Annotated in this window: 20 protein-coding genes; 5 read left to right on the top strand and 15 right to left on the bottom strand. The window is 61.2% G+C overall.

Annotated features, from left to right (window positions below):
• Positions 1-119 precede the first annotated feature (119 nt).
• From NDI72_RS14235 to moaA, 6 genes are all read right to left on the bottom strand, one after another.
• Positions 120-905 carry an ABC transporter substrate-binding protein gene (locus tag NDI72_RS14235; protein WP_113155410.1) on the bottom strand — a complete coding sequence of 262 codons (786 nt, stop codon included), beginning with the start codon at positions 903-905 and terminating at the stop codon, positions 120-122.
• A 404-nt stretch (positions 906-1,309) separates the two neighbouring features.
• Positions 1,310-1,828, bottom strand: coding sequence for a molybdopterin-guanine dinucleotide biosynthesis protein B (gene mobB, locus NDI72_RS14240; RefSeq protein ID WP_206552354.1), 519 nt, complete (start codon positions 1,826-1,828; stop codon positions 1,310-1,312).
• Positions 1,825-2,454, bottom strand: a complete 630-nt coding sequence (gene mobA / locus NDI72_RS14245; RefSeq protein ID WP_222473910.1) for a molybdenum cofactor guanylyltransferase MobA — start codon at positions 2,452-2,454, stop codon at positions 1,825-1,827. The genes mobB and mobA overlap by 4 nt, the downstream gene beginning before the upstream one ends.
• A gap of 9 nt (positions 2,455-2,463) precedes the next feature.
• Positions 2,464-3,669: a multidrug effflux MFS transporter gene (locus NDI72_RS14250; RefSeq protein ID WP_113155408.1), complete on the bottom strand. Its 1,206-nt coding sequence runs from the start codon at positions 3,667-3,669 to the stop codon at positions 2,464-2,466.
• A 100-nt stretch (positions 3,670-3,769) separates the two neighbouring features.
• Positions 3,770-4,690 carry a DMT family transporter gene (locus NDI72_RS14255; RefSeq protein WP_113155407.1) on the bottom strand — a complete coding sequence of 307 codons (921 nt, stop codon included), beginning with the start codon at positions 4,688-4,690 and terminating at the stop codon, positions 3,770-3,772.
• A 417-nt stretch (positions 4,691-5,107) separates the two neighbouring features.
• Positions 5,108-6,112 carry a GTP 3',8-cyclase MoaA gene (gene moaA, locus NDI72_RS14260; RefSeq protein ID WP_206547454.1) on the bottom strand — a complete coding sequence of 335 codons (1,005 nt, stop codon included), beginning with the start codon at positions 6,110-6,112 and terminating at the stop codon, positions 5,108-5,110.
• A 178-nt stretch (positions 6,113-6,290) separates the two neighbouring features.
• On the opposite strand from moaA, the gene NDI72_RS14265 reads away from it, so the two are divergent.
• Positions 6,291-6,644 carry a gamma-butyrobetaine hydroxylase family protein gene (locus NDI72_RS14265; protein ID WP_283800770.1) on the top strand — a complete coding sequence of 118 codons (354 nt, stop codon included), beginning with the start codon at positions 6,291-6,293 and terminating at the stop codon, positions 6,642-6,644.
• A gap of 40 nt (positions 6,645-6,684) precedes the next feature.
• The gene (locus NDI72_RS14270; protein WP_206552781.1) at positions 6,685-7,278 is read left to right on the top strand and encodes a pyridoxamine 5'-phosphate oxidase family protein; all 594 of its coding nucleotides are present in this window, start codon (positions 6,685-6,687) and stop codon (positions 7,276-7,278) included.
• Between the two features lie 23 nt (positions 7,279-7,301).
• Here NDI72_RS14270 and NDI72_RS14275 read toward each other — a convergent pair whose 3' ends face one another.
• Together NDI72_RS14275 and NDI72_RS14280 are read right to left on the bottom strand one after the other, a co-directional pair.
• The gene (locus tag NDI72_RS14275; protein ID WP_283800771.1) at positions 7,302-7,652 is read right to left on the bottom strand and encodes a VOC family protein; all 351 of its coding nucleotides are present in this window, start codon (positions 7,650-7,652) and stop codon (positions 7,302-7,304) included.
• A 72-nt stretch (positions 7,653-7,724) separates the two neighbouring features.
• Positions 7,725-8,927, bottom strand: a complete 1,203-nt coding sequence (locus tag NDI72_RS14280) for an MFS transporter (RefSeq protein ID WP_283800772.1) — start codon at positions 8,925-8,927, stop codon at positions 7,725-7,727.
• A gap of 136 nt (positions 8,928-9,063) precedes the next feature.
• On the opposite strand from NDI72_RS14280, the gene NDI72_RS14285 reads away from it, so the two are divergent.
• A complete protein-coding gene (locus tag NDI72_RS14285; protein WP_283800773.1) occupies positions 9,064-9,891 on the top strand; it encodes an AraC family transcriptional regulator in 828 nt (275 codons plus the stop codon).
• 118 nt (positions 9,892-10,009) lie between these two features.
• Here the strand turns inward: NDI72_RS14285 and NDI72_RS14290 are convergent, their stop codons facing one another.
• Positions 10,010-10,462, bottom strand: coding sequence for a MarR family winged helix-turn-helix transcriptional regulator (locus NDI72_RS14290; protein ID WP_113155403.1), 453 nt, complete (start codon positions 10,460-10,462; stop codon positions 10,010-10,012).
• 48 nt (positions 10,463-10,510) lie between these two features.
• Between NDI72_RS14290 and NDI72_RS14295 the strand changes: the two genes are divergently transcribed.
• Positions 10,511-11,464, top strand: a complete 954-nt coding sequence (locus tag NDI72_RS14295; RefSeq protein ID WP_283800774.1) for an alpha/beta fold hydrolase — start codon at positions 10,511-10,513, stop codon at positions 11,462-11,464.
• Positions 11,465-11,654: 190 nt separating this feature from the next.
• Complete coding sequence (locus tag NDI72_RS14300; RefSeq protein ID WP_283800775.1) at positions 11,655-13,538, top strand: L,D-transpeptidase family protein; 1,884 nt, start codon at positions 11,655-11,657, stop codon at positions 13,536-13,538.
• A gap of 109 nt (positions 13,539-13,647) precedes the next feature.
• On the opposite strand, the gene NDI72_RS14305 is transcribed toward NDI72_RS14300, so the two are convergent.
• The 6 genes from NDI72_RS14305 to NDI72_RS14330 form a co-directional block, all read right to left on the bottom strand.
• Positions 13,648-15,102 carry a TrkH family potassium uptake protein gene (locus NDI72_RS14305; RefSeq protein ID WP_113155400.1) on the bottom strand — a complete coding sequence of 485 codons (1,455 nt, stop codon included), beginning with the start codon at positions 15,100-15,102 and terminating at the stop codon, positions 13,648-13,650.
• Between the two features lie 133 nt (positions 15,103-15,235).
• Positions 15,236-16,036 (bottom strand): methyltransferase, TIGR04325 family, encoded by an 801-nt coding sequence (locus tag NDI72_RS14310; RefSeq protein ID WP_283800776.1) that lies wholly within the window; start codon positions 16,034-16,036, stop codon positions 15,236-15,238.
• Between the two features lie 139 nt (positions 16,037-16,175).
• Positions 16,176-16,670: a hypothetical protein gene (locus NDI72_RS14315; RefSeq protein WP_113156324.1), complete on the bottom strand. Its 495-nt coding sequence runs from the start codon at positions 16,668-16,670 to the stop codon at positions 16,176-16,178.
• Positions 16,671-16,757: 87 nt separating this feature from the next.
• Positions 16,758-18,101, bottom strand: coding sequence for an HlyD family type I secretion periplasmic adaptor subunit (locus NDI72_RS14320; RefSeq protein ID WP_206547459.1), 1,344 nt, complete (start codon positions 18,099-18,101; stop codon positions 16,758-16,760).
• A 14-nt stretch (positions 18,102-18,115) separates the two neighbouring features.
• On the bottom strand, positions 18,116-20,260 hold the full coding sequence (locus tag NDI72_RS14325) for a type I secretion system permease/ATPase (RefSeq protein ID WP_283800777.1): 2,145 nt from the start codon (positions 20,258-20,260) through the stop codon (positions 18,116-18,118).
• A 20-nt stretch (positions 20,261-20,280) separates the two neighbouring features.
• Positions 20,281-22,254 carry a type I secretion protein gene (locus tag NDI72_RS14330; protein WP_283800778.1) on the bottom strand — a complete coding sequence of 658 codons (1,974 nt, stop codon included), beginning with the start codon at positions 22,252-22,254 and terminating at the stop codon, positions 20,281-20,283.
• Between the last annotated feature and the right edge of the window lie 109 nt (positions 22,255-22,363).

Consider the following 22,363-nt stretch of genomic DNA (forward strand, 5'->3'; position numbering starts at 1 on the left):
GGCGATTTCATTTCTGGTAACGGTGCCCTTAAGCAAACGCCGCCCGATACGCAACAGGCGGCCGAACCTTTCGGGTCCGGCCGCCTGCGGCTATGTCAATCGACACATGATGACTGCGCTCAATCGCCGTAGACGTCGAACGAGAAATACTGGTCGTTGATTTCCTTGTATTTTCCGTTTTCCCGAATGGCGGTGATGGCAGCGTTCAGCTTCTCGCGGAGCTCATCCTCGCCCTGACGCACGGCAATGCCGATGCCGGGGCCGTAGATGGCTTCATCCGGGGTAAGCGTGCCGAGCACCTTGCAGCAGGCGCCATCTTCGCTGTCGAGGAACTCCTGAAGCACGATCACGTCATCGATCACGGCGTCCAGACGACCGTTCACCATGTCGAGCTTGTATTCCTCGGCGGTCGGATAAACCTTCACGTCGCTGTCGCTGAAGGTCGTTTCGGCGAAAGTCGCATGGGTGGTTGCGCCCTGCGCGCCGATCACCTTGCCGGCCAGATCCTCCCTGGACGTGCCGGTGATGTCGGATTCCTTCGGCACAACGAGCGCCGGCGGCGTGTTGTAATACTTGTTGGAGAAGTCGACCTGCTTCTTGCGGTCCTCGGTGATCGACATGGAAGCGATGATGGCGTCGAACTTGCCGGCCTGAAGGGCGGGAATGATGCCGTCCCAATCCTGCGTCACGAACTCGCACTCCGCCTTCATCTCGGCGCAGAGCGCCTTGGCGATGTCTACGTCGAAGCCTTCCAGAGAGCCATCGGCGGTCAGGTTGTTGAAGGGAGGATAGGCGCCTTCGGTGCCGATCTTCAGCTTCATCGTGTCCTGGGCATGGGCCGAGCCAACTGCGAGCGCCAGAGCGGCTGCGGGCAGGGCGAGCGCGATACGCCGTGAAATAAGCATTCTAGTTCCTCTCATCTTATTATGTGCCGCCTTCCATTTTGACCGGGGCGGTGCATGAAGCCGGATATTCCCACCGATTTGCCGCAAATTGCAACCGTAAAGGTGATAGCTAAGAGGCAATGCAAGGAAGGCGCAGGAACCCAGGGTCAGAACCCATTAATATGACCGCAATGGCGTTCGATAGACCAAAAGATGCAAGGAAACGCCCGCAGAGCGGGGTCTTCCCCCGGTCAGGGGGGTGACGCAGCAGGTCGCCGGTCTATCGAGCGTCTTTCGGATCGGCCTGATTTGCACGGGCTACTTTGTCGCAAACCCTTGAAAGACGTGAAGTCTTCCTGCGGTCTTGCTTCGCGTATCCGCACAAATTAGGCCGACCATTGCGGCCATATTAATGGGTTCTGACCCTAGCCGCCGCCGCGCGCGATTCCCGTATGATTGACGATAAAATCGGCAATGGCGTCTACGTCATCAAGGTCGAAGACCGGCAATGCACCGCCTTCGGTTTCGTGGTCGGCCGCCACAGCAACGATTGCCGGGTCTGATGCCGCAAGAAAGGCCTTGTCGCCGGAAGCCCGCCGGCGGCATTCGAGCTTTGGGTGGCCGGCGCGCTTGAAGCCTTCGATGAGCACCAGATCGCAGGGAGAAAGCCGTGACAGCATCTCCTCCATTGTTGGCTCTTTTTCATCAGTGAGTTCATGGATCATCGCCCAGCGCCTGCCAGACACGATGGCGATTTCGCCTGCGCCCGCGCGGCGATGGCGGAACGAATCCGTTCCTTCGTGGTCAATGTCGAAATCGTGGTGCGCATGCTTCAGCGTTGCGATCCTGAAGCCGCGTTTCGTCAGCGTCTCAACGAGCGCGACGGTCAAAGTGGTCTTGCCGGAATTTTTCCAGCCGACAATGCCGAATACGGGCTGATTCACGACTTCTCTCTTCTGCTTCTTTCACGCGCCTGTTCAAGGTCATCGGGCGTGTTGACGTTGAAGAATGGATCGCCTTCGGCGCTTTGCGGGAAATCCACGATTGCCGCCTTCTGGATATCGCAGGCATAGGCGGCGACACGGCGGCTTCCGCCTTCGGCGATATGTCGGGCGAGATCGTCGGCGATGCACACAGGCCAGAGCCCGAAAACCGGATGCAGCCTTTCGCCTGAACGCGCAAGGGCCACCGTTTTGGCGCTCCCGCCGGCTTCGGCCAGCCGGTCCACCAGATCATCCGGGAAGAAGGGCGTGTCGGCTGCTGCCGTGACGATGTGGGTGGCGCCGGGCGCATTTTGCCGTGCCCATTGCAGGCCGGCGAGGATGCCGCCCAGAGGGCCGACGCGCTCTGGCAGCGGGTCGGAGACCACATCGAGCCCCAGTGTCGCAAAGCGTTCGGGATCGCCATTGGCGTTGAGCGCCAGCCGGTCGACCTGAGGGGAAAGCCGCGCGATCACCGTTTCCATCAGCGAGGTTTCCGCAAGCGCGAGCATGCCCTTGTCGCCGCCGCCCATGCGGCTGGCTTCGCCACCGGCAAGAATGATCCCGACAATGCCCTTGCTCATGCTCATATACCTGCCTCAAACATCTCCGACCTGCCGGGCAACGTAAATCACATAGAGCGATGTGACGATGCCGAGCGACGACGAGATCAGCATGACCCAGATGAGCGGGTAGGGGCCGGTATCGGGTGAAAGGAGAGCGCCGGCGAGAACGGAAAGGGCCGCGCCGCCGCCGATCTGCAACGCTCCGCCCAGTCCCGACGCCGAGCCGGCCAGATGCGGACGCACGCTGACAATGCCTGCATTGGCGTTCGGCATGGTCATGCCATTGCCGATGCCCACGAGGAATGAGGGGCCGAACAGCGACATTGGATGGTAGAAGCCGACAAGGAACAGCGCCAGAGCCAGCAGGAGGCCCAGCGAGGCGACAATGTTGCCGGCGAGCATCATCGGGTTGATGCCGATGCGCCGCGAATAGCGACCGGACATGAAGTTGCCGATCATGTAGCCGACCGAGATGAAGATGAAATACAGGCCGTATTGTGATGGCGTCAGACCCAGGATCTCGGTGGCCACATAGGGACCGCCGCCAAGAAACGCGAAGAACGCGCCGGACGCCATCCCCGCTGTGGCGGTGTAACCCCAGAAGCGACGGGCGCGGAACAGTTCGGGGTAGGTTTTCAGCTGTTTGGTGAGGCTGGTCGAACGGTTGTGATGGGTCTCGCCGAGGTCGAGATAGACCACCACGAAAGAGATAAGCCCAAAGCCCAGAATGAGATAGAAGGTGGACTTCCATCCATAGAGCTCATCCAGAAAGCCGCCGATAACGGGGCCGAGCATGGGGGCCAGCGTCATGCCCATGGTGATGTAGCCGATGCGGCTTGCCGCTTCGTCCGCGCCGACCGTGTCGCGCACGATGGCGCGCGACAGGACCATGCCGGCGGCGGCGAAGGCCTGCATCACCCGGCAGATCAGAAAAATGGTGATGTTGGGGGCCACAAGGGCGGCGATAGTCGCCAGGATGAAGATGACGAAAGAGGTGAGCATGACCGGCCGGCGGCCAAAGCGGTCGGAGGCGGGGCCGATGCCGAGCTGCAATATGGCGGTTGCGGCCAGGTAGAGCGAAACCGCAAGCTGGACGACCCTGTAATCAGCCTGAAAATACTCCGCCATTCCGGGCAGTGAGGGAAGGAAAAGGTTCATGGAGACAGCGGCGGTGGCGCTCGCGATCACCAGCGTGACGATATGGGGAGGGGTGGCAGAGCGGGGTAAATGCTTTTCCATAACGTCTTAAGAACCTTGATTTATCAGAGACTGTGACCGGAGATGCGGTGCACAGCCTCGTTGGCAATGGTCAGGCGCTTTTGTGACTGCCTGTTGCCCCTCATGTGCCCTCCGTGGCCATGCTGGGGGTTGTGCTTTCAGCGGCAGGTTTGACCCTGTCGATGATCTGTTCGCGATAGAGCGTGTAGAGGCCGGAACCGACAACCAGCCCTGCGCCGAGGATCATGGCCCAGTCCGGCCAGTCGCCGAAAAGGACGATGCCGAGCGCAATGGCCCAGAGCAGCGCCGTGTACCGGAAGGGCGCGATGAAGGAGAGTTCCCCCACGCGAAGCGAAACCACGATGAAATGATACCCGCAGACCACGCACAGCGTCGCGCCGACAAGGATTGCGAAATCCGCATTGCTCATCGGCGACCAGCCGCCATAGGGGACGACCAGAACAGCGCCGGCAAGCGTGACCGCTGCGGCGGTGGCGGTGGAGATCAGGGATGAGGGGATATCCTCGGGGATCTTGCGTGTTGTCAGGTCGCGCATGGTCGCGAAGGCAACTGCCGCCACGCCGTAGAGCGAATAGGCGTTGAAGGCGTCAAAGCCCGGCCTGATGATGATCAGGATACCGATAAAGCCCACGGCAATCGCGCTCCAGCGACGCCAGCCAACGGGCTCACTGAGAAAGAAGGCTGCGCCCATGGTGACGGTGAGTGGCAGCACCTGCATGACCGCTGTCAGGTTGGCGATGGGCATATGGGCAAGAGCCGACAGGAAGCAGATCGTTGCGCCTGTCTCGCCGGCAACCCGCAGCGCGACCATGGGGTGCAGGATGGCTCTGGGCTGCTGCAGCGCTTTCGTGCGCCACGCGAACAGAAGCATCAGCGCGGTCGCCATGACGCCGCGCACAAGCATGACCTGTCCCATGTTCATGACTTCGGCGACAAGCTTGGTCAAAGCATCATTGATGGTGAAGCCGGCAAGGGCCACACACATGAAAAGCGCACCGCGCGCATTCGGCGAAAAGGACACGACTACCCCGCGATGCAGGCACGTGGAAACACACCGCCCGCCGGGGCGGCGCTTCCACGTCGAAGGAGTTTCAACGGTTATGCGCGAAAGCGAATCTGCTCCCCGCACATCTCGTGTTGATGCTAAGTATACCTTATTGATTTGGCAATCGTTGAGGCCGCGAAAAACGCCCCGAATCCGGCCCTGGATCCATTCTGACGCACCCTGCGAGACACACGAAGATTTTCACAACGCGCTTGGTTCGGCTGGCTCACCATGAGGGAGGGCGCTGACTGCCAATCGCGTTGAAACGTCTTTGATCAAGATGCCTTGTCACGAACTGCTTCCCTCATGGTGAGCCAGCCGAACCATGCATCGCGCGAATACGATGGAGTATGCGAAAGACCGAAGAAGCGTTCCGCCTTTCGGTCCGGGACCTTAGCCGCCAGTAACGCTCATATGGCGCGAGACCGAGGGGCGGTTGGTGCGCCGGTCGATGATGAAGTCGTGCCCCTTGGGCTTGCGGGCGATGGCCCTGTCGATGGTTTCGGCAAGCAGGTCATTGCCTTCCGAAGCCCGCAGCGCATCGCGCAGATCGGCGGAATCGTCCTGACCCAGGCACATGTAGAGCATGCCCGTGCAGGTGATGCGCACGCGGTTGCAGCTTTCGCAGAAATTATGCGTCATCGGGGTGATGAAGCCGAGCTTGCCGCCCGTTTCCGCCACCTCGACATAGCGCGCCGGTCCGCTCGTCTTGAACGGAATGTCGGTCAGCGTGAACTGCTTCTCAAGCTGTGCGCGCAGGAGCGAAAGCGGAAGATACTGGTCGGTCCGGTCGCCGTCGATCTCGCCCATGGGCATGGTCTCGATCACGGTCATGTCCATGCCGCGTCCATGCGCCCAGCGCAGCATTTCGGGTATTTCGTCTTCGTTGAAGCCCTTGAGCGCGACGGTGTTTAGCTTGATCTTGAGGCCGGCGGCCTCCGCAGCCTCGATGCCACGCATCACCTTGTCGAGCTTGCCCCAGCGGGTGATGGCGTGAAACTTGTCCGCATCAAGCGTGTCGATGGAAACGTTGATACGCCGAACGCCACAATCGGCAAGCTCGGTGGCAAAACGCTCGAGCTGGGAGCCATTGCTGGTCAGCGTGAGTTCGTCAAGCGCGCCGGACTTCAGGTGGCGCGAAAGCTGGCGCACCAGATGCATGATGTTCTTGCGCACCAGCGGCTCGCCGCCGGTCAGCCGAAGCCGCCGCACGCCCTTTTCGATGAAGACGGTGCACAGCCGGTCGAGCTCTTCCAGGCTCAGAAGGTCGCGCTTGGGCAGAAACGTCATGTCTTCCGCCATGCAGTAGACGCACCGGAAGTCGCAGCGATCAGTAACCGAAACGCGCAGATAGTCGATGGCGCGGCCAAAGGGGTCGATCATGTTGCTCTGCGTCATAGGCTCGCTTCCGCTGGCGGTTCCGATCATGTTTCCACCCTTCTCATGTCGTGGATCGGGGCAGACAATTCAAGCGCCGTGACACTAGCACCGGGCCGTTCTCGTGGGCAATCCGCATCGCGGGGCTTTTCAGTTGAACCAAAGCTGAATAGGTCTGTTGGCCGAAAGGCGGTGCACAATGAGACCACCCAAGGAATTGCGTGTTTCCAGGGATCGTTCTTTGCTGACGGTTCTGTTTCCCGATGCCGAGCCGGCGGAGCTTTCCGCCGAGATGCTGCGGGTTCTTTCTCCATCCGCTGAAGTGCAGGGCCATTCGCCCGGGCAGCGTGTCACCGTTCCCGGCAAGCGGCATGTCACCATCAGCCGGGTTGAACCCGTGGGCAATTATGCGGTGCGGATCGTGTTCAGCGATGCGCATCAGAGCGGCATTTTCACATGGGTCTACCTCCATGAGCTCGCTGCGCAGAAAGACGCCAAATGGCAGGGGTATCTGGGTGAATTGGAGGAGAAGGGGTTGAGCCGTGACGCATGACGCTGCAACGCATGAGAATGAAGAACACATCATCGCCTCCATGGAGGCGCTTGAGGCGCTTTACGGAAAGCCGGGCGCGGCCTCGCTGACCAAGGTTACCGACCGTGTCATCCCCGAATATGCGCAGCTGATCGAAGCCTCGCCCTTTGTGGCGCTGGCGACCATCGGGCCGGAAGGCATTGACTGTTCTCCGCGCGGCGACAGGCCGGGTTTCGTGCGCATCCACGGTGACCGCACCCTGATGATGCCCGACCGGCGCGGCAACAACCGGACCGATTCCCTGCGCAACATCATCCGTGATGACCGCGTGGCTTTCCTCTTCCTCATTCCCGGATCGGGCACCACACTGCGCGTCAACGGGCGTGCGAAGCTCTCGGTCGATCCCGATCTGTGTGCATCCTTTGCGGTCGATGAGGCTGCCCCGCGTTCGGTCATCGTGCTTGCGGTTGACGAGATTTATTTTCAGTGCGCGCGGGCGATTGTCCGGTCCGGTCTGTGGAACGCTGAAAACCATGTCGATCCGCAGAGCCTGCCAACGGCCGGCCAGATCCTGCAGGCGACAAGCCGCGCTGAGATCGACGGCGAGGCTTATGATCGCGATTGGCCGGAGCGTGCGCGCCAGACCATGTGGTGACGCGCTGATTGGCGGGCCGTTGCCTATTTGTGGGTGAGGATGTTGATGAGCTTGCCGAAGGGGTCGCGCGTGTAGAAACGGCGCACACCCCAGGGCTCGTCGGCAGGTCCGTATTCTATCGGAAAGCCTGCCGCCTCGACCCGCCGCAGGGCTTCGTCGAGATCATCCACCTCGATCGACAGACCGGGCACGGGCGTGCCCGATCCACCTTCGGACATGACGCTGAGCTGAGCGCTCATCTGTTCGTCTGCGCCATGGGTGACGATCCAGCCCTGATCCATCAGCGTTTCCAGTCCCAGAACATCGCCATAAAAGCGGCGTGCCGCTTCAGGCCTGTCTGCGGCGATGTTGCTGACGATGCGCTTCACCCTCATGGCGTTTCTCCTCTTGAAGCTCCGTCAATGGTTTAGATCGTCCTTTGTGCGTCCGGATGGGCGCACGGCGATCTAGCCTGCCTTTTTGAGGTTCGGCAGGAACACGGTCAACAGGCCAAGCAGCGGCAGGTAGGAACAGATCTTGTAGACGAACTCGATGCCCTGACTGTCAGCGACGATGCCGAGCACCGCTGCGCCAAGCCCGCCGAGACCAAAGGCGAAGCCGAAGAACATGCCTGCGACCATGCCCACGCGACCGGGCAGAAGCTCCTGTGCGAAAACCACGATCTGCGGAAAGGCCGATGCGAGGATCAGGCCGATGGCCACGGTCAGGACCGGCGTCCAGAAGAAATTCGCATAGGGCAGGGCCAGCGTGAAGGGCAGCACACCGAGGATCGAGAACCAGATCACCGTCTTTGAGCCGATGCGGTCGCCGACCAGCCCGCCCAGAACCGTGCCGGCCGCAACGGACCCCAGGAAGACGAAGAGCAGGATCTGCGACTGCTGCACCGTCACACCGAACTTCTCGATGAGGAAGAAGGTGTAGTAGCTGGAAATGCCGGCCATATAGACATTCTTGGCGAAGACCAGCGAGACGAGAATGGCGAGCGACATGGCCACCTTGCCTTTTGGCAGAGTGAGCGTTTTTGCTGGCGCCGGACGAGAGGCCGCGCGCTGGCGATAGGCTGCGTACCAGGCGCTGACGCGCCACAGCACGATCATGCCGAGAAGGGCTGCGAGCGAGAACCAGGCAACACTGGTCTGGCCGCGCGGCACCACGATGAAGGCGGCAAGCAGTGGCCCAATGGCCGTTCCGGCATTGCCGCCCACCTGAAATACGGCCTGTGCAAGGCCGTAGCGCCCGCCAGATGCGAGGCGCGCCACACGCGAGGATTCCGGGTGAAAGATCGCTGATCCGAGGCCGACGAACATCGCGCCGACCAGAAGCAGCGAGTAATTGGCCGCCGTCGCCAGAAGCAGAAGGCCGATAAAGGTCGAACCCATGCCGACCGGCAGCGAATAGGGCATCGGCTTCTTGTCTGTCGTCAGCCCGATGGCTGGCTGAAGCAGCGAAGCGGTGACCTGAAACGCCATGGTCAAAAGACCGATCTGCCAGAAGTCGAGTCCGTAATCCGCTTTCAGCATCGGGTAGATGGCCGCAAGCATCGACTGCATGATGTCGTTGAGCATGTGGCAGAAGCTGACGGCGATGAGTACCGCGAAAGCGGTCTTCTCGGCCTGAACGGGAACGCGATTGGCGGTGGTGTCGGTCACGTCGGAACTCCATGCGAAAAACGCCGTCGGCGAAGCGGCAACCGCTTATACGCCTGTTGCAAATGACCTTCCTTGGTGATTTGGTCTAGTTTTTTCGCAAGTGGGCCAAATGAAACCACCCGACAGAGCCAATAGAATGCCCAGTACCGTCGTCATGAACGGGGATCGCCCGGTCAATGACGAAAAGCGCCGGTCGTGGATCGAGGAGGCGGAAGGCGATCTTGTCGTTGGCGAGATCGAGCAGGCGGCGCATGTTCAGGTGGAAGCGCATCGCCACAGCCGCGGCCAGCTTCTTCATGCGCGCAGCGGCGTTGTTCTGGTCAAGACTGTGTTCGGGCACTGGATGGTGCCGACGGGGCAGGCGATCTGGATTCCTCCCGGCATCGTGCATGCCGTGGACATGGTGACCGATGTGCGCATGCAGTCTGTCTATGTGCTGCCGGAGGCGATTTCCGATCTGCCCGACAGGCCGCGTGTGGTCGGTGTGACCCCGCTGTTGCACAGTCTTCTGGAGGAGGTGGCGCCGCTGCCCCATGTGGCGCAGCCGACCGGGCGCAACGGGCTTATCTACAAGCTCATCCTGCACGAAATTCCGCGCCTGCCGGAATTGCCGCTCGGCCTGCCGTTTCCCGCTGATGCGCGGCTTGCGCGGATGTGCCGGGCCTTTCTCGATGCGCCGGCAAGCCGGGTCACCATTGATGACTGGGCGCGCGACGCGGGCATGAGCCGACGCACTTTCACGCGGCGCTTCAAGCAGGAAGCGGGTGTTAGCCTCTCGGTCTGGCGTCAGCAGGCGAGCCTCTTTGCGGCCCTGCCCAGGCTTGTGAGCGGCGAGCCGGTGACGAGCGTCGCCTATGATCTCGGCTATGACAGTGTCGCTGCCTTCACCACCATGTTCAAACGCATGCTCGGCTCTTCGCCGCGCAACTATCTGAAACTGCCCGAGAGGGAAGACGGGTCCTGACCCCGCGCGCTGCTGCTGGAGCGCCGTGGGGCCATTGGGACGCACAAAGGACGCTCTAACCTATTGAATCGACGCATCGTGCTTTCCGAAAATCGTTTCCGACTCTCGGGCCGAAGCGCTAGTCCTGCGCCAGTGTCTCGCTGATTTTGCGCATCTGCTCGCCCATGGCCTCGCACTGTTCCGGCGTGGACTGGGCCATGACGCGGTCGATAAGTTCCGTATAGACGGCGAGCGCTTCCATCAGCCGTTCCTCGCCATCGGGCGTCAGGTAGAGCCTGAGAATGCGACGGTCCTTTGCGTCGTTCTCGCGGCGCACGAGCCCCTGGGTTTCAAGCTGCGGCAAAAGCATGGTGATGTTGGAGCGGCCGACCAGAAGCCTGCGCGCCAGATCGTGCTGCGACTGACCGGGGTGGCGATACAGATTCATCAGCATGTCGAGCTGCGCGATCTTCAGGCCCAGCGGTTCGAGTGCCTTGCCAAGGGCCCTTACAATGGCCTTTTCGGCGCGCGCGACTGCAACCCATGTACGGAAGCGCGGATTGTCCCAGGGAAGTTCTTGTTTTTTGTTCATGCTTGAACTAACTTTGTTCATGATTGAACATTATCATGGATTGCCGACATGACCGCACTCAATCTGAGGATCTTACGGGGTCTTTTTGGCACAATCGATCATGTCGCGCCAAGCCTCGCAGGTCGTCTTGCCTTCCGGCTCTTCTGCCGTACGCCGAGCCCGCAGAAGCTGACGGAGAAGGAAAAACGTCTCCTGTCAAAGGCGCAGAATTTCATGAGCAGCGCCCGCAGGCACAGTCTCACGACGGAGCACGGCCGTGTTGCGGCTTACGAGTTCACAAACTGGGGCGGGCGTCGCGACGGGCCGACCGTGCTTGTGCTGCATGGCTGGCGTTCGCGCACGGAGCATATGCGCGCCATCATCGAGGCGCTTCTGGAGCGTGGGTTTCGCGTGGTGTCGCTCGATCTCCCGGGACACGGTTCGTCCGGCGGGCGGGTTTTGAACATCCCCAAGGCCGTCGCAGCCGTGCAAAGTGCGGCCCAATGGCTTGGGCCGTTCGACGCGATGGTCGGGCATTCCTTCGGTGGCGCCGTTGCCCTCAATGCGGTGGCCGGGTCCATTGATGGAATACCGCCGGTTCCGGTGCGCAGGCTTGTGATGATCGGCGCACCGAACGCGCTGCCTGATCTTTTCACGCAGTTCGGGCAGTTTCTGAAACTCAGCCCAAAGGCTCAAGACGTGTTTGAAGGGCGGGTTGAGATCATTGCCGGAACGCCGCTTTCCAGTTTCGTCGGGTGCGATCAACTGAGCGCCCTCGATATCCCGACCCTGATTGTCCACGCGCCCGATGACAAGGAGGTTCCTGCCACCGACGCCAGGGCGATGGCGGCAGCAGGGCGGCATGTTTCGGTGACATGGGCGCCGGGGCTCGGTCATCGCCGCATTCTCGCCGATCCGGGGATCGCAGCGCGTGTCGCCGCCTTTGTCGCCACGCGCAAGCTGCGGCGTGAGGATGTGCCCCTTATGCGGTCATTAGAGAATCATTTACCAATCCCCAACTGAGCGTGCATTTCCCGACAATTTTATCGATCTGCCCGCGACCGATCCTGTTTGAACTGTTATTTTGGTTGCGATTCATGTTTGGGAAGCGTTTTACGTGCAGGCGTCATCGGTTGCGGTCTCTGGCCGCCGCTGGAAGCTTGTCCGCAAATGGCGCTCCTGGAATATAGTTCGGATCTCGGCGGGGTGATCGATGATTTTGAAATCCACACGCAAGACCTGGCTGGCCTGTGCGGCCCTGGCTGTGTTTGCGGGGCATGCAGGGGCAGCACATGCCCAGGGCGACAATCTTTTCGATATGCTGTTCGGTGGCAACAACCGCTCCAGCGCCGCGCGTTCCGCGCCGCCGCCGAAGCCTGTTGAGCCCGCGCCGCAGCGTCGTGTGCCTGCGAAGGCGCCAAAGATCTCCGCGCCTTCCCATTACAATTACAAGCCGGAGAGCCTCGCCCATGTCGAGTTCTCCGAGATCACGCTTCCAGAGGCAGAGGGCGCTTTTCAGCCGACCCTCGAGGGCGTTTCCTTCCGCGAGGCATTGCCGATGCTGGAGGGGATGGAACTCTACGCCGAGAAGGATATCGCGAAGGCGCTGGTCGACTTCTATTCGAACAGGCCCGATTTCATCTGGGTTTCCGGATACCAGCCCAATGATCGTGCGCGGCAGGTTTTGCGCGTTCTTTCTGAGGCTTCCAGCTATGGGCTCTCCGACAGCGACTATACGGTCGGCGTGCCGGGTAGCGATTTTTCCTATGATGACATCGCGGCACGCCAGAAAGAACTGATCCGCTTCGAGATGATGCTTTCTGCCCGTGCATTACGCTATGCGCGTGATGCCCATGCGGGCCGCATCAATCCGAACAAGTTATCCGGCTATCACGACTTCGCCAAGAAGCCGATGAACCTGGAACAGTCGCTCGGTTTCATGGCCAATATGGCCGATGCCGATATCTATCTGGAGCGGCAGCACCCGCAGAACGACACTTATCGCAAGCTGTGCGCGGAGCTGGAGATGCTGCGCGGTGCTGCCGAGCGTGAGGTCATCGTCGACCCCAAGACGTTTGTCCGCCCGGGCGGAACCAATCCCGAACTGGCAAAGCTGCTCAAGCTCATCGAGCGCGATGCAGATGCCGCTTTTCTGGAAACCCATGGCGCGGCGCTGAAAGAGCATGCCGGCAGTGAGGTTTATGTTCAGGCGCTGGTGCCTGTGGTGAAGGCCGCGCAGGAGGAGAGAGGCCTCAAGCCGGATGGCGTCATCGGGCCGCGCACCGTCGCCGCGATTGCCGGCGTTTCCAAGGCTGCGCGCATCGACAAGGTTCTCTACACGCTGGAGCGTCTGCGCTGGCACCCCTCGGAGCTGGGCGACACGCGGGTGGTGATCAACGCCGCTTCCTTCAATGTCGATTTCTTCGACAAGGGCGAGCCGCGCATTTCCATGCGCACGGTGGTGGGCCGGTCTGCCAACCAGACCAATTTCTTCCATGACGAGCTGGAGACGGTGGAGTTCAACCCCTATTGGGGGGTGCCGCGCTCCATCATCGTCAACGAGATGCTGCCCAAGCTGTGGCGCGATCCGAGCTATCTCGACCGGAACGGCTACGAGGTGATCAACGGTCAGGGGCGCAAGGTCTCGTCGTCCGCCGTCGACTGGGGCCAGTATGGCCGCAATGTGCCCTTCAGCGTCCGTCAGAAGCCGGGCCGCCGCAACGCGCTTGGTGAGTTGAAGATCCTGTTCCCCAACCGGCACGCCATCTACATGCATGACACGCCTTCCAAGAGCCTGTTCCAGCGCGACACACGCGCATTCAGCCATGGTTGCGTGCGTCTGGCCGATCCGCGCGCCATGGCGGCGGCGCTGCTCGATGTTTCCGTCGACGACGTGGCGCGCGCCATTGAGAGCGGTGATCGCAGTCGCCCGACACGGCGCAAGATCGAGCGCAAGATCCCCGTCTATGTCGGTTATTTCACGGCATGGCCGCAGACGGATGGCGTGATCGCCTATCATGGCGATGTCTATGGGCGTGATGAGCGCCTGGGGATTGCGATCGAGAAGGTCACCGATACGCGCTCGCCCAATTCCTGATCGGGAGGATCAGGCGTCGCATTGCGGCAGGGTTTTGCGGCCATCGCTCTTGAGCGGTGGCCGTTTTTGTTTGTCTGACCCAGGGGCCTGCCCCTGGCCAGCAGGCTCGTTAGTCGCGCCAGAAAGTCGGCAGCAGCAGGACGACGACCGCAAGGATTTCCAGTCGGCCAAGCAGCATGGTCGCTGAAAGAACCCATTTCGCAAAGTCGCTGAGCGGCGCGAAATTGCCGGATGGTCCGATGGTGGTGCCAAGGCCCGGACCCACATTGGTAAGCGCCGTCAGTGAACCCGTGAGCGAGGTCAGGAAGTCGAGCCCGGTGGCGGCCAGAAGCAGCGTCGCCAGCACCCATGAGGCAAGGAAGCCGACCACGAACAGAACCACCGAACGCTGCATCTCCACATCCACGATGCGCTTGCCATAGCGCAGGGCGCGCACCGAATGCGGATGGATGAGAAGGCGCAGACCATTGCGCAGCATCGCGCCCAGTATGAGGAAGCGATACGCCTTCACGCCGCCCGAAGTGGAGCCGGAACAGCCGCCGAGGAAGGTCGCGAAGAAGGCGAGCGTCACCGCGAAAGGTCCCCACAGCGTGTAGTCCTCGCTGGCAAAACCCGTTGTGGTGATGATCGACGCGAAGTTGAACGCCGTGGAAGCAAGTATGTCATCGAAGGGCTGGCCGGTCGTGATCCTGCGTTGAACGGCCAGAACGATGACGATCACCGTCACATAGCCGAGAAAGAGCCGGATCTGCGGATCGCGCAGCGCGTCGAGCCGTCCGCGTGCGAAGAACAGGACGAGGATCGAGAAGGGCAGGGCCGCCATCAGCATGAAGAATGTGCCGACCCAGAGCACCGTATTGCCCTCGAAATAGCCGAACGAGGCATCATGGGTGGAGAACCCGCCGGTTGCGATGGTGGTCATCGCATGATTGATCGCGTCGAAATTGTCCATGCCCGCGGCCGCATAGGACAGCGCGCAGAGCCCGGTCAAAAGGCAGTAGATGCCGACCAGCGCGAACAGAAAGCTGATGAAACGGTCGAAGGGGCGGTTTTCGATGTCGGAGGATTCCACCCGGAAGTAGGAAAACCCGCCGACCTTGAGAAGTGGCAGCAGGAACAGGCCAAGCGCCACAACGCCGATGCCGCCGATCCATTGCAGGATGGAGCGCCAGAGGAGAAGGCCGGGCGGCAGTCCGTCGAGCCCGGAGATCACGGTGGAGCCGGTCGTCGTGATGGCCGAGACGGATTCGAAAACGGCCTCGGCCAGATCGAGCTTGAGCGAGGCGGTGTAGAATGGCAGCGCGCCGACCAGGCCGAGCATCAGCCAGAGAATGACCACCACGAGAAATGTGGACTGGGTGGAGCCACGGGTAAGAGGGGCGCGTGTGGCGGCTGCGATTGTCAGTGCGATTGCGCCTGTCGCCAGTGAGCAGACGACGAAAACCTGCCAGTCATCATTGCCGTAATAGAGATCGACGGCGGCGGGAAGGAGCATCGAAGCGGCCACGTAGACGGCAAAAATGGCCGCTGGATAGGTGGCTGTCCGGATTGTCGATGTTTGCAATGTCTCTACCTCGGTAGGTGCGGGCACCGTTGGTAGAGGAGAAAATGCGTGAGGAAAAGTGGTTTTGGAGAGGGTAGCCATGCATAACCGGCAGGGCTTGCCAGTGAGCAACAGCCCCTCCAAAGCCCGGCAATCATGGCATTACGCAGTAAAACCCAGCGCTTTCGCTGGCGCCGAATTCGGGGTGCGTGTCGATGGTATGGGAGAGCGAGGGAATGCTCCAGCGGTCTTCAATCCTGTAGCCAAGAGCCGCAAGCATCTCCAGAAATTCGGCTTCGTTGCGGATCTGATAGGGCACGAGAGCGGGGCCGATGCGCTCCAGCGTCACGAGCGTCTTTCCTTTGCGCAGCGCGACCTTGTTCAACAGAAGGTGCCGGGGCGGAACGCTCAGGCGTCCAAGCAGCTCCGGCAGGGGAACGTTCAGATATTGCAGCAGACCCGACCCCAGAAAGAGGTCACAGGGGCCGCCATCTTCGAGCCGGCTCGTGAAGGTGAGCGCGCTCAGGCCATCCGCCCTGGCGCGTTTCTCACCGGCTTTGACGATGGCGGGCAGGTCGTAGACGGTCCAGTTCAGCCTGTCGATGGAGGGCAGAGACCTGCGGAACGCCCTGAACTTCGTGCCCATATGACCGCCCGCATCGACCACCGTGCCGATGTGGCTCTCAAGTCGGCTGAGCCAAAACAGAAGCGGATAATCCCAGGGAACGAGCTGGCACATGCGCTCGAAGGCCACATCCGCCACCGCGTCGTGATCATAGCCCGCAAGCCCCTGACGCTGCGCGGCGGCAAGCGCTTCATCGAATGAGGCATAGGCGCCGGAAAAGCGCACGGGAAGCCCTGTTGCCATGCGCAGACGACCCGCCGCCGTCTTGAAGGGCAGGGCGACCGCGCCCCGGGCTCCTTTGATCCTCTGTTTGATCTGCTCCATCGGCATGTCTGGCCCCTGGTCCCTCTGGTCCCCCTTGTCGCCGCCGGGCCAAAGCCGGTCACGACAAGACATTACCTGCTGCAAAGGGGATGACCGATACGGCAAAACTGATGAATGCTGCGCCAAATAGGCTTAACGCCGGGCCTTACAGCGGGAATCCATACCGCTTTGCGATTGCCCAGATGTCCCGGTTGGTCTCGATCAGCCGGTTGATGGACCCGGTGATGTTGTCGATTTCCGCATCGTCGATGGCGTCCACCTTGCCATATTTCAGCCGGTCGCCGCTGTCGGAAATCCGCATGAGCAGGGTCGAGACATTTTCGCCCGTGTCGTCAAAGGAATAGATGCAGTGGTTGTATTTGTTCCTGAGCTTGGCTTCGCTCATCATCCGGCGTGTAACGCCCAGCACATCCCTGCGAACCGCCTCATCCGTGCGTGATGTCTTGGCCAGCCGCTCCACCAGATCGACCCGCGCGCGCGACGTGTTCAGCGTCAGGAAAATGATCGTGGCCGTTTCCATGTCCACCCGCGCAAGTCCCGCGATCAGGTGGATGAGAAGGCTCTCGGTGTTGGTCCACGTGTAATTGAGCTGCCCCAGCAGTGTGAGTACTTTTCGGAAACGTGGGGTAGCCTCATTCATGGCGAAACGGCTCGCGTCCACCTCGGATAGCTCATTGTCCCTCATGCTATCACCGCACGTTTCAGTCGTCTACTTTCTGTGACCTTCCTAGTTCTCGCGAAACGCCCGGTTCATGCTGTCCATGATGGGCTTCGAGAGATATTCGAAGAAGGTGCGTTCGGCCGTCTGGATAAGGACTTCGGCCGGCATGCCCGGTGTCGGCAGGAAGCCGTGAACCCGCGCCAGTTCGCTCGGCGGCAGCCGCACCCGCGCCAGATAGATTTCGCGTTTCTCATCGACCGAGCCGTCGCGCAGCGCGTCGGCCGAAACATAGAACACTTCGCCCGTCAGGACCGGCGTGGTGCGCTGGTTGAGCGCGGTCAAACGCACGGTTGCTTCCTGTCCCACCCGCACGCTGTCGATCTTTGTGCGCGGGATCTGCGTTTCGATGATCAGCGGCACGTCCGAGGGCAAAATCTCTGCAATGCTCTTGCCGCTTTCGATCACGCCGCCGGGCGTGTGGTAGTAGAGCCGCACGACGGTGCCTGCGACAGGCGTGTTGATCGTGGCGCGACGCAGGATGTTTTCTGCTGCGCGCGACTGCTCGCGAACCGCGTCGAGCTCCGCCTCGATGCTCTGCAGCTCATCAAGGGCCGCCTGCCGATAGGCGGCGAGCGTCTGGTTGGCCTGCTCTCGATAGCGCTTCATCTGGGCATGTGTTTCATCGACTTCGGCCGAAAGACGCCCGAGCTGGCCATCCGCCTCGGCCATGGCCCGCCGGATGGCGGAGATTTCGGGTTTGCGCATCAGCCCCTGCTCATAGAGCTTCTGCTTGCCGGAATACTCGTCTGTCAGGAAGGCGAGCTGCCGCGTCAGGGCCTCGTGCTGGGCCGTGTAGCCGCGTCCGCGAATTTCCAGCGCGGCGATGTTGTTGTTCAACAGCTCCAGTTCACTGTGGAGCTTGCGCTGCGAGGATTCGAAATTGAGCCGCTGGCTCGCCAGTATTTCCGCAATCTCCGGGTCTGCCATCCGCTCCGTCAGATCGGCGGGGAAGTCGATGCTGGTCTTTTCCTCATATTCAGAAGACAACCGCGCGACGATCGCCACAAGCCGCGCCCGCCGCAGGAAAAGCTGGCGTTCATTGGCAAGTGCGGAAGTTTCGTCCAGCTGCACCAGCGGCTGGCCGGCGGTCACATGATCGCCTTCGGACACCAGGATGTCCTTGATCACGCCGCCTTCCAGATGCTGCACGATCTTGTTTTGACCGGTGGCGACGAAACTGCCCTGTGAGATGACGGCGGCTGCAAGCGGCGCGAAGGCGGCCCATATGCCGAACCCGCCGAAACAGAGAATGAGCAGGATGATGCCGGCAATGCTCTGCTTGCGGATCGAACGCGGCACCTCCGCGTACCACGTCATGTCTTGAAGCTTGGCGATTTCGGTGGAGCTCATGATGGACCTGCCCTTCAGGGAAGCTGGTTGGCGAAGGGACCGTTTTCGAGTTGTCCGGCCTGGTGGGCGGCAAGGGCGCGCAGCACGTCCTCGCGCCGGCCGAACATCGAGATGGTTCCGTTGGTCATCAGCAGGATCTTGTCGACATAGCGCAGCAGCGATGGCCGCTGCGTGATGACGATCATGGTGATCCGGTTTTCCTTGGCGTGTTTGAGTGCGCGGGCAAGCGCGGCGTCGCCGGCGCTGTCGAGATTGGAGTTCGGCTCATCCAGAACGATCATGCGTGGATTTCCGAAGAATGCGCGCGCCAGCGCAATGCGCTGCTTCTGCCCGCCCGACAGCGGTGAGCCATCGGCGGCCACGATGGTTTCATAGCCCTGCGGGAAGGTGGCGATCATCTCATGCACGTCGGCGAGGATCGCCGCCTGATAGATTTCCCTGTCGTCCACATCGTCGCGCATGCGCGCGATATTGGCCTTGATCGAGCCGGGGAAGAGCTGAACGTCCTGCGGCAGGTAACCGATATTGTCGCCGAACTGGCGCTGGTCCCAGTTGCGCAGATCCATCAGATCGAGCCGCACACTGCCCGATGTGGGCAGGATGGAGCCGACCAGCATTTTGCCGAGCGTGGTCTTGCCGGCCCCGGAATTGCCGATGATTGCGAGCGAATCCCCCGGGCGCAGCGAGAAATTGATGCCGTTGAGCACGACCCGTTTTGTTCCCTGCGGCACGTAGAGAACGCGCTCCACATCGAGCCTTCCCTCGGGTTTCGGCAGCACGAGCCGTTCCAGATTGAGCGGAGATGCCTGCAGGAGCGCCTTGATGCGCCGGTATGCGCCGCGTGAAAGGATGAACTGGTTCCAGCCCTCGATGGAGCCTTCTATGGGCGCGAGCGCGCGACCGGCGATGATCGACGCGGCAATCACCATGCCGCCGGTAATGTATCCCTGGATCGCCAGATAAGCGCCCCAGCCGAGCAGGGCCACCTGCGTCAGGAGGCGGATGGCGCGCGAAGTGGCGGCCGACATGATGTTGCGGTCCTGCGCCTTGACCTGCGCCTTCAGTGATCCGGCCGTGTCCTGCCCCCAGATCTTCACCGCTTCGGGGATCATCGCCAGCGCGTTGATGATCTGCGAGTTCCGCGCCATGGAATCCAGATGCATATTGGCCTTGCTCTGATAGACATTGGCCTCGCCGAACGGGGCAGCGGTCGCGCGCTGGTTGATGAAGGCGACGATCATGAGCAGGAAGGCCGACAGCACCACGATGCTGCCGAGATGCGGGTGAACCAGAAAAACGGCGAGAACGAAGATCGGCGCGAACGGGATGTCGAGGAACGACAGAAGCGTGCCCGAAACCAGGAAGGAGCGCAGCTGTTGCAGGTCGCCCAGCGTCTGGTATTCGCGGCCCGTGCCATGCAGCGAAGCGCGCGCTGCCGCGCTGAGAATAGGCGCGCCCAGCTGTGCCGCCACCTCAACGGCCGTGCGCATCAGGATGAAGCGCCGGATCGCGTCGAAAATCGCCTGCAGCAACACCGCCCCGATGATCACAATGGTCAGCATGATGAGCGTATCGGTGGATCGGCTGGTCAGAACGCGGTCCGAAATCTGGAAGAGATAGACAGGGATCGCGAGCACCAGAATGTTGCTGGCATTGGTGAAAAGCAGAACCATCAGCAGGTTCTTGCGCACCGCGCCCAGCCCGGCGGACAGGCTCTTTGAGAAGTCGACCGGCCCCAGACGGCGATGGAATTTTTCCTTCGTGTCGCCGGACTGTTTGATCTGAGGCGCTTCCTCAGCCGACCGTTGCCTTTGCTCGGCAGGAGCTGTTTTCGCCGCGCTCTTCCTGTCTTCCCGGGGCTTGTTCTGCGGCGCTGCCGCTTCCCGCCGGGCAGTCTTTGCCTGCGGTGTTTCGGAAGCTTTGGGGGCGGCATTATCCGTTGCCCGGTCCTGCTGCGCCTCCCGTTTGGCTGCTTCCTGTGCCATCCGCGCCGCGCGCGCATCGACTTCCCTGAAAATCCGGGAAATCTCCTGATCCACCGAGAGCGTCTGTGGTTTGCTGCGCGGTTCTGCGCGTTGTTCTCTCGGCCGCGCTTCTTCGATCACCCAGGATGATGCATCCTTCGCGTGGGCAGGTTGCTTTGTTGGTTTGTCCAGCATGCGTTTCCCCCCGGTATCCGCTAACCCAGCATGGTCTGCATGACGTCTGCCGAACCCGCATCCGGTGTTGCCGCATCCGGAGCGGAGTGCTCGCCATCCTGTTCGGGAGCCATCAGGTCATCGCTGAGAAATGCCACCGCCTCGTTCACCAGCGCATCGCCGCTTTGCGTGTAGAGACCGGTATCGTCTGAAATGAGCTCGGCCTGGATCAGCAATTCGTCCGAATAGACGTTGCCGCCCGCATAGGTCGTCGCATTGACGCCGCCATCGGTGATCGCAGCCTGGTTGACCAGCGCATTCCCTCCGGTCGACACACTCCAGTCGCCATCGGCGTTGGCTTCTGCGCCCGCCTTTGCAAGCGCCACCTGATCGGCATCGCCCAAAACGTTGGTCTGGCTGATATATTGCAGGTCCACCACGTCGCCTGAAATGTAGAGAACCTTGAGGTTCGTCATTCCCGAAAAGTCATCGCTGGCGAGCAGGGCGCCCGGAGCTGCGCCCGGGCCAGCTGCCAGCTGGTTTGCCGCCTCCAGATAGGACGGCGGCAGCGCCTCGAACGACATGGTGCCGTATTGGGTGATCGAGGCCTCGTTCCAGAGCAGATTCCCACTGGTGGAAAGCGAGGCCGGGCCGCTGGTCTCGAACCCTTCGAGCGTTCCCACCAGATCATCATCCAGCAGGATGTTCGTCTGGCTGATGATGTTGGCGTTGTAGATGTTCCCGCCGATGATGATCAGGTCGTAATAGATGCCCAGTTCGGCCAGTGAGGCGACGTTGACGGTCAGATTGCCGCCGAGTTCAATCACGGTGCCGCCGCCGGTTGCCGACATGACCGTAATATCGTTGTCTTCGACGAAACTGACCTGCTTGACCCAGTTTGCAAGAACAAGGTCGCCATCGATCCGCGACACCAGCCAGTGGGAAGGGAAGTCGGGTTCGCCCTCGCCATTGCCGGCCGTTTCGGGGCGCGGATTGTCGATGGTCTGCATCGTCGCGATGTTGAAGGCGTTTGTCGGCTGCGCCGTGAGCGATTGCCAGCCTTCGAGCGCGCCGCCGATGGCGTCGCTATCGCTCCAGACATTCAACTGGCTGATGGTGTTGAAATGAACATAGTCGCCGGCAACCGCCAGCACCGGCGCGCCATACCAGTCGTTCACGAGGATGGCTTCGTTGACCAGAAGATTGCCGCCGGCTTCAACCTCGATCTTCGCATGGAGCGAGAAGTCGGTTTCTGCATCGTCATCTTCGCCGCCGTTGGCCTTCACGCCATCGGGCAGGTGGTCTTCAAGAAGCGGCGTTTCCTCAACGGCCTCGCCATTCACATACTGCCCCTCGAGAGCCTCGCTGCGGGCGATGAATATGTCTGCGCCATCGGGCAAATCATCTGCAAAGGCGTCCGCCAGATGCGGCGCGTGCATGATGAAATCGCCGATCTCTTCCGCCGAGCCGGGTTCGTCCAGATGGCTGAAGGGCTGGAATTCGGATGCAGCGCCTATCAGTACTGCAAGGGCTGCGCCGGGATCGCCGACCTGGCTCATGACCAGACCATGATCACCGATGCTGAGATAATCGTTGTCTTCGAGCCGCGCTTCCTGCTTCACATACCATGCGAGAGAGCCAAGCGGCTGGTATTCGGGAAAGGCGGGAGCTTCGGCACCGGTTCTGAAGGCGATCGCGTCAGTAGACGGGCCCGCGCCGCCAAAGCCACCGCTCTGGGCGTCGAGCGCCATCGGATTGTGCGCGACCGCTGAAACCACCTTCTCCCTGAACTGATCTGTCGGAGGCGGCGTGTATTCCACCCGCGGGCTGTAGTCCTTCAGAAGGTAGGGGCTGATGATGTTGATGTTTATGTTGAGGAGTTCGTCCTGCTCCGGCGCTCGCTCTTCAAGCGGATCGAACTCCACATAATCCATCCGCATGCGCACCTCTTCGACCGTTTGCGAGAACAGTCCTATGAAGTGGGCGATTGCTTCCGTGGTGGAGTCCAGATGCATGGAGCATTACCTTGCTGCGGGTTTGGCGAGTAACCTCGTGTTCTGCCATCGCCGGTCGACAGCCCCGAAAAAAGGATCGGAGGTTTGCGGGTGTCAGGCGAAGGGTGAA

This window comes from Nitratireductor sp. GZWM139, from assembly GCF_030068685.1.
GTDB classification, from domain to species: Bacteria; Pseudomonadota; Alphaproteobacteria; order Rhizobiales; family Rhizobiaceae; genus Nitratireductor; species Nitratireductor aquimarinus.

Coding starts and splice junctions, on each gene's coding strand:
- NDI72_RS14235 (WP_113155410.1), bottom strand. CDS start 905: ATGCTTATTTCACGGCGTATCGCGCTCGCCCTGCCCGCAGCCGCTCTG.
- mobA (WP_222473910.1), bottom strand. CDS start 2,454: ATGAGCATGAGCAAGGGCATTGTCGGGATCATTCTTGCCGGTGGCGAA.
- NDI72_RS14250 (WP_113155408.1), bottom strand. CDS start 3,669: ATGGAAAAGCATTTACCCCGCTCTGCCACCCCTCCCCATATCGTCACG.
- moaA (WP_206547454.1), bottom strand. CDS start 6,112: ATGACGCAGAGCAACATGATCGACCCCTTTGGCCGCGCCATCGACTAT.
- NDI72_RS14265 (WP_283800770.1), top strand. CDS start 6,291: ATGAGACCACCCAAGGAATTGCGTGTTTCCAGGGATCGTTCTTTGCTG.
- NDI72_RS14270 (WP_206552781.1), top strand. CDS start 6,685: ATGGAGGCGCTTGAGGCGCTTTACGGAAAGCCGGGCGCGGCCTCGCTG.
- NDI72_RS14275 (WP_283800771.1), bottom strand. CDS start 7,652: ATGAGGGTGAAGCGCATCGTCAGCAACATCGCCGCAGACAGGCCTGAA.
- NDI72_RS14285 (WP_283800773.1), top strand. CDS start 9,064: ATGCCCAGTACCGTCGTCATGAACGGGGATCGCCCGGTCAATGACGAA.
- NDI72_RS14290 (WP_113155403.1), bottom strand. CDS start 10,462: ATGAACAAAAAACAAGAACTTCCCTGGGACAATCCGCGCTTCCGTACA.
- NDI72_RS14295 (WP_283800774.1), top strand. CDS start 10,511: ATGACCGCACTCAATCTGAGGATCTTACGGGGTCTTTTTGGCACAATC.
- NDI72_RS14300 (WP_283800775.1), top strand. CDS start 11,655: ATGATTTTGAAATCCACACGCAAGACCTGGCTGGCCTGTGCGGCCCTG.
- NDI72_RS14310 (WP_283800776.1), bottom strand. CDS start 16,036: ATGCCGATGGAGCAGATCAAACAGAGGATCAAAGGAGCCCGGGGCGCG.
- NDI72_RS14315 (WP_113156324.1), bottom strand. CDS start 16,670: ATGAATGAGGCTACCCCACGTTTCCGAAAAGTACTCACACTGCTGGGG.
- NDI72_RS14320 (WP_206547459.1), bottom strand. CDS start 18,101: ATGAGCTCCACCGAAATCGCCAAGCTTCAAGACATGACGTGGTACGCG.
- NDI72_RS14325 (WP_283800777.1), bottom strand. CDS start 20,260: ATGCTGGACAAACCAACAAAGCAACCTGCCCACGCGAAGGATGCATCA.
- NDI72_RS14330 (WP_283800778.1), bottom strand. CDS start 22,254: ATGCATCTGGACTCCACCACGGAAGCAATCGCCCACTTCATAGGACTG.